Annotated in this window: 10 protein-coding genes and 1 pseudogene; 2 read left to right on the forward strand and 9 right to left on the reverse strand. The window is 72.2% G+C overall.

The genetic code is table 11. The features are described 5' to 3' along the window. Positions 1-63: 63 nt before the first annotated feature. The 6 genes from ACYVMZ_RS33025 to ACYVMZ_RS33050 form a co-directional block, all read right to left on the reverse strand. Positions 64-897, reverse strand: coding sequence for an alpha/beta fold hydrolase (locus ACYVMZ_RS33025; RefSeq protein ID WP_461086296.1), 834 nt, complete (start codon positions 895-897; stop codon positions 64-66). A 152-nt stretch (positions 898-1,049) separates the two neighbouring features. Next, positions 1,050-1,604, reverse strand: coding sequence for an O-acetyl-ADP-ribose deacetylase (locus ACYVMZ_RS33030; RefSeq protein WP_461086298.1), 555 nt, complete (start codon positions 1,602-1,604; stop codon positions 1,050-1,052). Then, the gene (locus ACYVMZ_RS33035; RefSeq protein ID WP_461086300.1) at positions 1,601-3,010 is read right to left on the reverse strand and encodes a phytoene desaturase family protein; all 1,410 of its coding nucleotides are present in this window, start codon (positions 3,008-3,010) and stop codon (positions 1,601-1,603) included. The genes ACYVMZ_RS33030 and ACYVMZ_RS33035 overlap by 4 nt, the downstream gene beginning before the upstream one ends. Before the next feature lie 428 nt (positions 3,011-3,438). Beyond that, entirely contained in the window at positions 3,439-4,296 is an 858-nt protein-coding gene (locus ACYVMZ_RS33040; RefSeq protein ID WP_461086302.1) for an inositol monophosphatase family protein, read from the reverse strand. Between the two features lie 192 nt (positions 4,297-4,488). Then, entirely contained in the window at positions 4,489-6,315 is a 1,827-nt protein-coding gene (locus tag ACYVMZ_RS33045) for a gamma-glutamyltransferase family protein (protein ID WP_461086304.1), read from the reverse strand. 78 nt (positions 6,316-6,393) lie between these two features. Next, positions 6,394-7,209: a class I SAM-dependent methyltransferase gene (locus ACYVMZ_RS33050; RefSeq protein ID WP_461086306.1), complete on the reverse strand. Its 816-nt coding sequence runs from the start codon at positions 7,207-7,209 to the stop codon at positions 6,394-6,396. Between ACYVMZ_RS33050 and ACYVMZ_RS33055 the strand changes: the two are divergent. Both ACYVMZ_RS33055 and ACYVMZ_RS33060 read left to right on the forward strand, forming a co-directional pair. Next, positions 7,206-7,442, forward strand: a pseudogene (locus ACYVMZ_RS33055) (carboxymuconolactone decarboxylase family protein); the annotation flags it as partial. The gene ACYVMZ_RS33050 and the pseudogene ACYVMZ_RS33055 overlap by 4 nt on opposite strands. A 237-nt stretch (positions 7,443-7,679) precedes the next feature. After that, positions 7,680-8,348 carry a hypothetical protein gene (locus ACYVMZ_RS33060; RefSeq protein ID WP_461086308.1) on the forward strand — a complete coding sequence of 223 codons (669 nt, stop codon included), beginning with the start codon at positions 7,680-7,682 and terminating at the stop codon, positions 8,346-8,348. A gap of 17 nt (positions 8,349-8,365) precedes the next feature. Here the strand turns inward: ACYVMZ_RS33060 and ACYVMZ_RS33065 are convergent, their stop codons facing one another. From ACYVMZ_RS33065 to hydA, 3 genes are all read right to left on the reverse strand, one after another. Continuing rightward, positions 8,366-9,892 (reverse strand): NCS1 family nucleobase:cation symporter-1, encoded by a 1,527-nt coding sequence (locus ACYVMZ_RS33065; protein WP_461086310.1) that lies wholly within the window; start codon positions 9,890-9,892, stop codon positions 8,366-8,368. A gap of 160 nt (positions 9,893-10,052) precedes the next feature. Further along, complete coding sequence (locus ACYVMZ_RS33070) at positions 10,053-11,075, reverse strand: TIGR03842 family LLM class F420-dependent oxidoreductase (protein ID WP_461086312.1); 1,023 nt, start codon at positions 11,073-11,075, stop codon at positions 10,053-10,055. 11 nt (positions 11,076-11,086) lie between these two features. After that, the gene (gene hydA / locus ACYVMZ_RS33075; RefSeq protein WP_461086314.1) at positions 11,087-12,490 is read right to left on the reverse strand and encodes a dihydropyrimidinase; all 1,404 of its coding nucleotides are present in this window, start codon (positions 12,488-12,490) and stop codon (positions 11,087-11,089) included. Between the last annotated feature and the right edge of the window lie 51 nt (positions 12,491-12,541).

The following is a 12,541-nucleotide window of genomic DNA, read 5'->3' on the forward strand; positions in this document are numbered from 1 at the left end:
CGAACGCCGTATACGCCCGTTCGTCGTCGGCCGGCTTTCCTGAGTCCGTGGGAGGGACGTGCCTCAGTGCGTCGCGAGGAAGGTGAGCAGCGCGCTCGTGAGCTGGGCGGGGGCGTCCAGCGGGACGAGGTGACCGGCCTCGGGGACGGGCATGAGCCGGGCGCCGGGGATCATGGCGGCGAGTTCCTGTCCCTTGGCGAAGGGGATCCAGGTGTCCTCGGTGCCCCAGCACACGGTGACCGGCAGGTCGATGGACGGGTACAGGGGCTGGATCTCGTCGGTGTGGCGCTGGTCGGCCTGCGCGATCTGGCGGTAGAACGCGCCCTGCCCCGCCGGTCCGGTCCACGGGCGGACGAGCGCGTCCAGGGTGCCGGGGCGCAGACCGGTGTGGCTCGCGGACGTGACGTACTCGCGTACCAGCGCCCGGTGCAGCGGTCCCGGCAGCTGCTCGAAGACGTGGCTGTGCTCGGCGACCAGCCGGAAGAAGGGGGAGCCCCAGGGTTTCAGCGCCACGGGGTCGACCAGCGCGAGCCGCCGATAGCGGGCCCCGTGCAGCAGGTGGGCGCGCAGTGCCACGCAGCCGCCGAAGTCGTGCGCGACCACGTTCGGTTCCGCAAGGCCCCAGTGCGTCAGCAGCTCGGTGAACACCTCGCCCTGGGCTCCCAGCGAGACGTCCTGGTCCGGGTACATGTCGGACGTGCCGTAGCCGGGCATGTCCCAGACGAGGACGCGGTGGCCGGCGGCGGCGAGAGCGGGGGCGACCTCGTGCCACACGTACGACGAGAAGGGCGTGCCGTGCAGCAGGACGACCGGCTCGGCCTCCGGGTCGCCGAGTTGGTCCCATCGGACGGTCCCCGACGCGGTGGGCAGGCTCTTCCGCAACTGCCAGTCCCCCATGGCCGTGTCCTCTCTTCCTCTCGCGCGCACTCGCGGGGCACCTGCCCGCGTTCGGACGGCGTACACGGGAATCGTGCGATCACCGGAGACCATGCGTATCCGCGGGACCGGGATCGCGTCGGGGGCGACGCGTGGGACAAGTCCTGGCGGTGTCAGCGCGGTTGCGCGGCGAACGCCTCGTACGCCCGCTCGTCGAAGAGGACGAACCGGACCTCCTCGACCGCCGTGTCCGTCTCCCGTGCCGTCTGCACGGCGATGCGCGCGCCGTCGTCGATCGGCCAGCCGTAGACACCCGTGGAGATGGCCGGGAAGGCGACCGTTCGTGCGCCGAGTTCGTCGGCGACCCGCAGCGACTCGCGGTAGCAGGACGCGAGCAGGTCCGAGCGGTCCTCGGTGTCCGACCAGATCGGGCCGACGGTGTGGATCACCCAGCGGGCGTCCAGGTCGCCGGCGGTCGTGGCGACGGCCCGGCCGGTGGGCAGGCCCTTGCCGATGGGGGTCCCCCCTGCTTCAGCGGAGTCGAGAGTTTGGGGGAGGGAGGCGCGCAGCTTGCGGCACTCCTCGAGGATCGCGGGGCCGCCCCGGCGGTGGATGGCGCCGTCGACGCCTCCGCCGCCCAGCAGCGAGGAGTTGGCCGCGTTCACGATGGCGTCGACGGACTGCCGGGTGATGTCGCCCTGGACGAGCGTGATCCTGGCCGTGGTCATGTCTGCCTCAGCTTCCTCCAGACGGCCTTCGCAGCGTTGTGTCCTGACATGCCGTGGACGCCGGGGCCCGGCGGGGTGGCCGACGAGCAGATGAAGACGGCCGGGTGCGGGGTGGCGTACGGGAACAGGGACAGTCTGGGCCGCAGCAGGAGCTGGAGTCCGGCCACCGCTCCGGAGGCGATGTCGCCGCCGACGTAGTTGGCGTTGCGGGTGGCGAGTTCGGGCGGGCCGGCGGTGGCGCGGGCCAGGACGCGGTCGCGGAAGCCCGGGGCGAAGCGCTCCAGTTGGCGCTCCATGGCGTCGGTGAGGTCACCGGTCCAGCCGTTGGGGACGTGGCCGTAGGCCCAGAAGACGTGCTTGCCGTCCGGGGCGCGGGTGGGGTCGACGACGCTCGGCTGGACCGTGATCATGAAGGGCTTGTCAGGGGCCCTGCCTTCCCGGGAGGCCGCGCGCAGGGCCGTGCCGATCTCCGCGCTGCTCGCGCCGATCTGTACGGTGCCGGCGACGCGGGCCTCCTGCGCGGTCCACGGCACGGGGCCGTCCAGCGCGTAGTCGATCTTGAAGGCGCCGGGGCCGTAGCGGTAGCCGTCGTAGTGGCTGCCGAAGCCCGCGATGCGGGCCAGGGCGGTGGGTGAGGTGTCGAAGACGTACGCGCGCGCGGGCGGCAGGTCGTCCAGGCGCTTGACCTCGTAGTCGGTGTGGACGCTGCCGCCGAGGTCCTTCAGGTAGGCGGCCAGGGCGTCCGAGATGGCCTGGGAGCCGCCGCGGGCGACGGGCCAGCCGCGGGCGTGCGCGGCGAGCGCGAAGACCAGGCCGATGGCGCCGGTGGCGAAGCCGCCGAGCGGGGCCATGACGTGGGCGACGAGACCGGCGAACAGGGTCTTGGCCTTCTCGTCGCGGAAGCGGCGCATCAGCCAGGTCGACGGGGGCAGGCCGACGAGGCCGAAACGGGCGAGGGTGACCGGGTCGCGGGGCAGCGTGGTGAGCGGCAGGGACATGAAGTCCCGGGCCAGCGTGTCCCACTTGGACAGGAAGGGCGCGACGAGCCTGCGGTACGTGCCCGCGTCGCGCGGGCCGAAGGACGCGGCCGTCTCGCCGACCGACCGGGACAGCACGGCCGCCGTGCCGTCCGGGAAGGGGTGGGCCATGGGCAGGTCGGCGTGCAGCCACTCCAGGCCGTAGCGCTCCAGGGGCAGGGCGCGGAACGCCGGTGAGTTGATGCCCAGCGGGTGCGCCGCCGAGCACGGATCGTGGCGGAAGCCGGGCAGGGTGAGCTCTTCGGTGCGGGCTCCGCCGCCCACGGTGTCGCGGGCCTCGAAGACCGCCACGGAGAAGCCGCGGCGGGCCAGCTCCACGGCAGCGGTCAGTCCGTTCGGTCCCGCACCCACCACGACAGCATCGAGCATCGACGGCACCTTCGGACCCCTTCGTCAGCCGATGGCCACTGAGGATCAGGATATGCCGGGGGTACGACAGGCCTGGCGGGGGTCGGAGGTCCTGGCGGGGTGCGGAGGATCTGGCGGGGGTCGCGAGGTCCGATCGGGGCCCCAAGGTCCTGCCGAGACCTGGAGCTCCTACCGAGGGCCTCTGGTCCTGCTGGTGGTGCGCCAGTCCTGCCGGTGCCTGGGGAGGGCCCGCCGGTGCCTGCGGAGGGCCCGCCGGTGCCTGGAGGTCCTGCCGGAGGTCCGGCAGTCCGGCCGGGTGCCTGGTTGGTCCGGCCGGATGTCTGGCAGTCCGGCCGGGTGCCTGGAGGTCCGGCCGGATGTCTGGTTGGTCCGTGGGTGGCCGAGGGGGCTTCCGGCGGCCCAGGGGCGCGCTCACGCAGCGTGTTCGGTCAGTCGCCGTCCTGTGCGGAGGCCGCCAGGAGTCCGGCCACCCGGCGGGCCGTGGCAGCGTCGCGGGCCGTGGTGAACGGCAGGGCGTTGCCCCCGGTGATGCGGAAGGGCTGCCCCGTGCGGGTCAGGTGGGTGCCGCCGGCCTCCTCGACCAGCAGCAGGCCTGCCGCGTGATCCCAGGCGGCTTCCCAGGAGAAGGCGGTGGCGTCCACCTCGCCGCGGGCCACGGCGAGGTACTCCAGGCCGGCCGATCCGCAGGAGCGGGGAGCCACGCCCGGCGTCCGCAGGCCGAGCAGGGCGCGCTTTTGTTCGTCCGTCGTGTAGTCCGGGTGGGACATGGCCACGCGCAGGTCCCGGCCGGGCTCCGGGGCGCCCGCGTACAGGCGCCGGCCGTCGAGGAAGGCGCCCTGGCCCCGTACGGCCGTGGCGAGTTGGTCGCGGGCGGGTGCGTAGGTCCAGGAGGCCAGCAGGACGCCGCCCTGCGCGAGGGCGACCAGCGTGCAGAACCCGGAGTCGCCGTGCACGAACTGCCGTGTCCCGTCGACGGGGTCGACGATCCACACCGGCGCGGCGCCCCGTATCGCCTCGTACGACACCGGGTTGTCGTGCACCGCCTCCTCGCCGACGACGACCGAGCCGGGCAGAAGGGCGGTGAGTGCCCCGGTGAGGTACAGCTCGGCCTTGCGGTCGGCGTCCGTCACCAGGTCGTGCGGGCCGGCCTTCTGGTCGACCTCGTGCGCGGCGAGCTGGCGCCAGCGCGGCATGATCTCGGTGGCGGCCGCCTTGCGGATCGCCTCCTCGACGTCGGAGGCGTGCTGCGCGAGAAACTCTTCGATGGTTTCGTTGCTGTCGATCACCCCTCCATCACAACACGCGCCACTGACAATCCCCACCCGGCCGGTGCACTCCGGATGGAATCGCCATGAACACCGGCGTGCGGCCGGGGCCGAGGGCCGACCGCGGCCCCGTGCGCCTGGGGTCAAGGGCCGTGCGCGTGTCCCCTTAGCACAGGGCTCAGCGACTCGCCACACCCCGTCCCCCGACCCAGGTCAGCGCCCCACCGCATACCCCTGCATCCCCCGCGGATTGGCCGCCGCCGAAAGGACACCCGTCTCCGGGTCCCGCGCCACCGCGCACAGCCGTCCCTCCGACCACGGGTCGCCGACGGTCACGTCGTGGCCGCGCCGCCGCAGCTCCTCGACGACGGCCGGGGACGTGCGGGACTCCACGGTGACACTTCCCGGCCGCATGCCGCGCGGGTAGAAGGAGCCGGGGAAGCTGTCGTTGTGCCAGTTCGGGGCGTCGATCGCGCCCTGGAGGTCGAGGCCGCCGCGCACCGGGGCCCGCAGGGCGACCGCCAGGAAGAAGTGCAGCTGCCACTGGTCCTGCTGGTCCCCGCCGGGCGTGCCGAACGCCAGGACGGGCCGCCCTTCGCGCAGGGCGATGGACGGCGTGAGCGTCGTACGGGGGCGGCGGCCGGGCGTCAGCGCATTCGGCAGGCCCTCCTCCAGCCAGGTCATCTGGAGCCGCGTGCCGAGCGGGAAGCCCAGTTCGGGCACGACGGGGTTGGACTGGAGCCAGCCGCCGCTGGGCGTGGCCGCGACCATGTTGCCCCAGCGGTCGACGACGTCGAGGTGGCAGGTGTCGCCGCGGGTGCCGCCGTCGGCGGTGACGTCGGGTTCGCCGGGCACGGGGGACGTGGGGCTCTTGGCCACGGTCGGCTCGCCGACGCCCAGGGCGTCGAAGCCCGGCCCGGCGGTGGCCGCCACGCGCGCGTGGGCGGGCAGGCGCGGGACGCGTCCGCCGGGGCTGCCGGGCCGCAGCTCGTGGGAGGCCTGGTCGCCGACGAGGGCGCGCCGGGCCGTGTTGTACTCCTCGGACAGCAGGTCGTCGAGCGGCACCTCGGCCGCGTCCCCGTACCAGGCCTCCCGGTCGGCCATGGCGAGCTTGCAGCCCTCGATCAGCAGGTGGACGTAGTCGGCGGAGCCGTGGCGGGGCAGTTCGGGCGGGAGCAGCGCGAGCTGCTGCAGGAGGACCGGGCCCTGGCTCCAGGGGCCGGCCTTGCACACGGTCCAGCCGTTCCAGTCGTACGTCACCGGGGCCTCGTACGTCGCGGACCAGGCGGCGAGGTCGGCGGCCGTCAGCGTGCCGGTGTGGCGCTCGCCGCTGGTGTCCATGGTCGGGCGCCCGGCCTGCCGGACCAGCGCCTCGGCGATGAAGCCGGTGCGCCACACCTCCCGCGCGGCTTCGATCTGCGCCTCCCGGTCCCCGGCCCCTGCGGTCTCGGTGAGCAGCCGCTTCCAGGTGGCGGCGAGCGCGGGGTTGCGGAAGAGCTCACCGGGGCGCGGCGGCTTCCCGCCGGGCAGGTAGATCTCCGCCGAGGAGGTCCACTCGGTCTCGAACAGCTCGCGTACGGTCTCCACGGTCTGGCCGACGCGCTCCACGGGCGCGTGCCCGTGTTCGGCGTACCCGATGGCGTACTTCAGGACGTCGGCGAGGGGCTTGGTGCCGTGGTCGCGCAGCAGCACCATCCAGGCGTCGAACGCGCCGGGGACGGCCGCGGCGAGCGGCCCGGTGCCGGGGACGAGGTCCAGGCCGAGTCCGCGGTAGTGGGCGACGCTCGCCCCGGCGGGCGCGACGCCCTGCCCGCACAGGACCCGTACCTCGCCGCCGGCCGGGGCGAGCAGGATCGGCACCTCGCCGGCCGGGCCGTTGAGGTGCGGCTCGACGACGTGCAGCACGAAAGCGCCCGCCACGGCGGCGTCGTAGGCGTTGCCACCGTCCTCCAGGACGGCCATCGCCGACTGCGAGGCCAGCCAGTGGGTGGAGGACACCATGCCGAAGGTGCCCTGGAGGGTGGGGCGGGTGGTGAACACGGGCGGACTCCTCACTGCACGGCGACGGCGCGGCGGACCGCACGACGGCGCGGCGGCCGATCTTGTGATCGTACGCAGCTACCACGGCCGTCTCCCAGCGGTCAGCAGATGCCCGCTCGCGCCGAGCAGCGCCGGCTCCGACTCGATGCGCCGGGTGGCCGAGAGGACGGCCTCGCGGCGCTCCGGGTCGTCCAGCCAGCGTTCGACGCCGCCCATGAGCCAGGCGACGCCCTCGACGCCGAACTGGCCCTCCACGGTCAGCCCCGCCTCCGTGAACTCCTGCACGGGCTCGTCCGGTCGGGCGAGGTAGGCGGTGGTGAAGAGCCCGCCCTCCGCCTGGGAGGGGTGCCTGCCGTGTTCCGTGACGGCGTCGGTCCGGGCCCGGTGCGCCGGGTCGCAGTAGCGTTCCTCCCGCAGCAGGTCGTGCAGGGCCGCGTGCCGGTTGATGGTGGCGGCGACGACCAGTCCCCCGGGCCGCACCGCCCGCCTCGCCTCGGTCAACGCCCGGATCCTGTCGGCCCGTTCGGGCAGGTGGTACAGCGGGCCGAGCAGCAGCACCACGTCATGGGCGGCGTCGGCGGCGGGCAGCGCGCGGGCGTCCCCGGCGCGGACCTCGACGCCGGGCAGCCGTGCGGCCTGTTCCAGGTGGAGGGGTACGGGGTCGACGAGTTGGACCCGGTGGCCGTCGCTCGCGAGCCACTGCGCGTGCACTCCGCTGCCGCCGCCGACGTCCAGCACGCGCGCGGGAGGCGCGGGAAGGAGCCGCCGGAGCACGTCCTGGGTCCGCCAGAACTCCAGCCGCCCCGAGCCCTGTTTCAGGCGGGCGTCCTCCTTGCCGAGGGCGTAGTAGGCGAGGATCTCCTCACGGACGGTGGGAAGCCGGGCGCCTTGCACATCCGCCCCTGGGGTGGGAGGGTTTCCCGCGCCGGGAGGAACGGCCGGGTGCGCGTCTGGCGCTGCTGGCCGCGCTCGCCCCGTACCGGATCACCGACGAGGACGTCACCGCCTGGCGCACGCCCGCGCACACCGATCACTGTCTGGTCCACCTCGTCGCCTACGGCGCGTTCGCCGCCGTCGACCGCATCGAGCGCGCCCTGCCCCTGCCCGCCCCGCGCGAAACGGCATGACCGCTCCGCTCTCCCCCGGCGTCCCCGCCCGTACGACGACATGGCGCCGGAAAGGGCACATACACGGCTGAACGGGCCGTCCGTCGTGACGTCACGGCCCGTCAACCGTCCGCCCCTGTCACCGCACATGCACGGAGCGAGTTGCCACTTCCGCCCCACAGGGAGTCGTGTGACACTGTCGTCCCGTCCGCAGTGCGGACCTGCTCCGCACCGTCCGTCCCCCACGAGAAGTGCGCCGTGCGTGATCTTCCCCTGCCGCTCGCTCTGACCGCGCGCCTGTCCCCGGTGGCCGTGCTCGCCGCGGCGGGCTGGGCGCTGTCGTCCGGCCCGCTCGCCGCGCCGCAGGCCGCCGAGCAGAAGCCGACCGAGAAGACCGGGACCCGGTCCGCGTCCGCCCCCGCGACTCAGGCGGTGTCCAGGACGTACGCCGCCGCGCCCGCGCCGTGCGCCGGCCTGGCGGAGAAGACGGTCAAGTCCCTGGTCCCGGGCGCCAAGGCGGCCGGGAAGGAGATACCGTCCACGGACTCCAAGCTGCGCCGCACCTGCTCCTGGAACGCGCTCAAGGGGTACGAGTACCGCTGGCTCGACGTGTCCTTCGAGGTCATGGAGTCCGACGAGGAAGCGCGCAAGTCCTACAAGGAGCGCATCGAGGAGAAGAGCGGCGGAGGCGCGGTCCCCGGCCTGGGTGACGCGGCGTACTCCGTCGTGAACCTCACCACCGAGGACAAGCAGCAGACCCGCGAAGGCGTCGTGTTCGTCCGGGTGTCCAACGCGCTGGTGGTCGTCACGTACAACGGCAGTGACTTCGAGTCGAAGAAGGCGCCCAGTACGGACGAGATCAACAAGGGCGCCATCAAGGCCGCCAAGGAGGCGGTGGCGGCGCTGGAGGACGGCCGGCAGGGCTGACCGTCCTCCCTCACCCGTCAGACAGTCGCCCTGTCGCGGCCCCGCGCCAGCATCAGCACGAGGTACAGCACCATCGACGTGCCCAGGCCCACCGCCCAGCCGTAGTCGGCCAGGCCGGCCAGCGCCGGGATGGGGCGGCCGTCGATCAGCGGTTTGAAGCTGGCGCCGCCGACGGCGAGGACGCCGCCGGCCACGAAGGCGACGACGGCCCGCCAGTTCCAGCCGTTCTCGTACCAGTAGCGGCCGCCCGTGCGGTACAGGTCGACGAGGTCGAGCCGGGCGCGGCGCAGGATCCAGTAGTCGGCGATGAGGATCCCGGCGACCGTGCCGAGCAGACCGCCGACCAGGCCGAGCCAGGTGAAGATGTAGCCCTGCGGGTCGGAATACAGCTTCCACGGGAAGATCAGCACGCCGAGCACGCACGTGGCGAGCGCCCCCGCCCGGAAACTGATCTTCCGGGGCGCGATGTTGGAAAAGTCGAACGCCGGTGAGACCAGGTTGGCCGCGACGTTGACGGACAGCGTCGCCACCAGGACCGTGACCAGGGCGAAGAGCAGCCCCACGGTGTTGTCCGTCTTGGCGGCGAGCTGTACCGGGTCCCAGATCGCCTCGCCGTACACCGCCTGCGAGCCGGAGGTGACCATCACGGACAGGAACGCGAACAGGGTCATGGTCGTCGGCAGACCGAGCGCCTGACCCCAGGTCTGCGCCTTCTGGCTCTTGCCGTAACGGGTGAAGTCGGGGATGTTCAGGGACAGGGTGGACCAGAAACCGATCATGCCCATGAGAGCCGGGGCGAACAGTGTCCAGAAGTCCGCGCCCCAGCCGAGTTTCGACGGCTGGTCGAGCAGCGGCCCGAAGCCGCCGGCCTTCTCGCTCATCCACCACAGCATCACGAAGGCGCCGACGAGCACGAAGGGCGCCGCCCAGTTCTCGAAGCGGCGCAGCGTCTCCATGCCCCGGTAGATGATCGCGACCTGGATCGCCCAGAAGATCGCGAACGACAGCCACATCGTCCAGGCGTAGCCGCCGACCGTGGCCGCGTCGGTCCAGCCGGCGCCGATGAGCTTGCCGGCGAGGAAGTAGATGGCCTCACCGCCGATCCAGGTCTGGATGCCGAACCAGCCGCACGCCACCAGCGCCCGGACGACGGCTGGCAGGTTGGCGCCCCGGATGCCGAAGGAGGCGCGGGCGAAGACCGGGAAGGGGATGCCGTACTTGGGTCCCGCGTGCCCGGTGAGCAGCATCGGCACCAGCACGATCACGTTGGCCAGGGCGATGGTGAACACCGCCTGCTTCCAGTCCATGCCGACGGCGATGAGACCGGAGGCCAGGGTCCAGGAGGCCGTGTTGTGGGCCATGCCGACCCACAGCGCGGAGAAGTTGTACGTGGTCCAGGTGCGCTTCTCGACGGGGACCGGCAGCAGGTCCTCGTTGGCGTAGGGACCGCTCGGTGAGGGGGCGCCCGGGGCGATCTCCACCCGGCCGTCGGCGCGGGTGACTTGCGTGGTCGGCGGTATCGCCGTGGGAGCGGTGTCGGTCATGGGCAGGCCAATCAGGGGAGGTGGGACGGGAAAGGCCGTGCGGGTGGCGGCGCCGATGGGGGGTGCGCTGTGGGGAGCGTCCTGGGCCCCCTCCCCGGGGCCGCGGGAAGGGGGAGATCGGAGGAACCAAAGAGGAACTACAGAGGAGCCACAGGGTGGCTCAGCCGTTGACGGCCGGGATCACCTGCGACCCGTACGCGTCGATCACGGCTTCCTGCGCGTCGTGCATGTCGTAGACGGCGAACTGGTCGACGCCCAGCTCGCGCAGCGCGTTCAGCTTCGCCACGTGCTTCTCGGCCGGCCCGATGACACAGAACCGGTCGACGATCTCGTCCGGGACGAACTGGGTGTCGGGGTTGCCGCTGCGCCCGTGGTGGGCGTAGTCGTAGCCCTCTCGCGCCTTGATGTATTCGGTGAGTTCGTCCGGTACGGCACCGGAGTGCTCGCCGTACTTGGCGACGAGGTCGGCCACGTGGTTGCCGACCATCCCGCCGAACCACCGGCACTGGTCGCGCGCGTGGGCGAGAGCCTCGGGCGAGTCGTCCTCGGTGACGTAGGCCGGGGCGGCCACGCAGATCGTCACCTCGGACGGGTCGCGCCCGGCGGCGACGGCCGCGTCCTTCACGGCCTTGACCATGTACTCGGTCAGGTACAGGTCGGCGAGCTGGAGGATGAACCCGTCGGCCTCCTCACCGGTCATCTTCAGGGCCTTGGGGCCGTACGCCGCCATCCAGACGGGGAGTTCGGCGCCCGGCTTGATCCACGGGAACTTCACGACCGTACCGCCGCCGAGGTCGGCCTCGTCCCCCCGCCCGAGCGCCCGGATGACCTTCATGGCCTCGCTGATGCGGGCGAGCGTGTTGGGCTTGCGGCCCGCCACGCGCATCGCGGAGTCGCCGCGGCCGATGCCGCAGATCGTGCGGTTGCCGAACATGTCGTTGAGGGTGGCGAAGGTGGAGGCGGTGACCTCCCAGGTGCGGGTGCCCGGGTTGGTCACCATCGGGCCGACCTTCAGCTTGGTCGTGTTCGCCAGGATCTGGCTGTAGATCACGAACGGCTCCTGCCACAGCACGGCGGAGTCGAAGGTCCAGCCGTGGGTGAAGCCGTTGCGCTCGGCGCGCTTCATCAGGCTGACGACCCGTGAGGCCGGCGGGTCGGTCTGCAGGACGAGTCCGAAGTCCATCGGGGCCGCTCCTAGGTGAGGTACTGACAGGTGGAGCGCGGGGTGTAGACGCCGTGACCCTTGTGTCCGGTGTACTCCCGCTCGGTGATGACCATCTCGCCGCGCGAGAGCACGGTCTCGACGCGGCCGGTGACGCGCTTGCCCTCGTACGCCGAGTAGTCGACGTTCATGTGGTGCGTCTCGGCGGACATGACCTGCTCGGCGTGCGGGTCGTAGATGACGACGTCGGCGTCGGCGCCCGGCGCGATCGTGCCCTTCTTCGGGTACAGGCCGAACATGCGGGCCGGGGTGGCACAGGCGATCTCGATCCAGCGGCGGCGGGAGATGTGCCCGTCGAGGACGGCCTGGTGCAGCAGGTCCATGCGGTTCTCCACGCCCGGCAGGCCGTTGGGGATCTTGGAGAAGTCGCCGCGGCCGAGTTCCTTCTGGCCCTTGAAGCAGAAGGGGCAGTGGTCGGTGGAGACGACCTGGAGGTCGTTGGTCCGCAGGCCCTTCCACAGCTGCGCCTGGTGTTCCTTCGGGCGCAGGGGCGTCGAGCACACGTACTTGGCGCCCTCGAAGTCGGGTTCGGCGAGGTTGTCGGTCGACAGGAACAGGTACTGCGGGCAGGTCTCGCCGAAGACGTTCAGCCCCTCGTCGCGCGCCCGGGCCAGCTCGGCGACTGCCTCCATCGCCGAGACGTGCACGACGTACAGGGGAGCGCCCGCGACCTGGGCGAGCCTGATGGCGCGGTGGGTGGCCTCGGCCTCCAGCAGCGCCTTGCGGACCTCCCCGTGGTAGCGCGGGTCGGTCTCACCGCGGGCCAGCGCCTGCTCCACCAGCACGTCGATGGCGATGCCGTTCTCGGCGTGCATCATGATCAGGCCGCCGTTCTCGGCGGAGCGCTGCATGGCGCGCAGGATCTGGCCGTCGTCGGAGTAGAAGACCCCTGGGTAGGCCATGAACTGCTTGAAGGACGTCACCCCCTCCTCGACGAGGAGGTCCATCTCCTTCAGCGTCTCCTGGTTCACGTCGGAGACGATCATGTGGAAGCCGTAGTCGATCGCACAGTTGCCCTCGGCTTTGGCGTGCCAGGCGTCCAGGCCCTCGCGCAGGCCGTGCCCGACGCTCTGCACCGCGAAATCGATGATCGTCGTCGTACCGCCCCAGGCGGCGGCCCGGGTGCCGGTCTCGAAGGTGTCGGAGGCGGAGGTGCCGCCGAACGGCAGCTCCATGTGGGTGTGGGCGTCGACCCCGCCCGGAATCACGTACTTGCCGGTGGCGTCGATGACCCGCTCGGCGGTGAAGGCCTCGGCGGCGGGGGTGCCGGAGGCTGCGAGGGCGGCGATGCGGCCGTCCTCGATCAGGACGTCGGCGTGGATCTCGTCGGACGCGGTGATGACGAGGCCACCGCGGATGACGGTACGGCTGCTCATGCTCCCTCTCCTGCTCCTGCCGTGGTCGGTGCTGATGAGGTACGGACGGGC

Source organism: Streptomyces deserti (assembly GCF_054782695.1).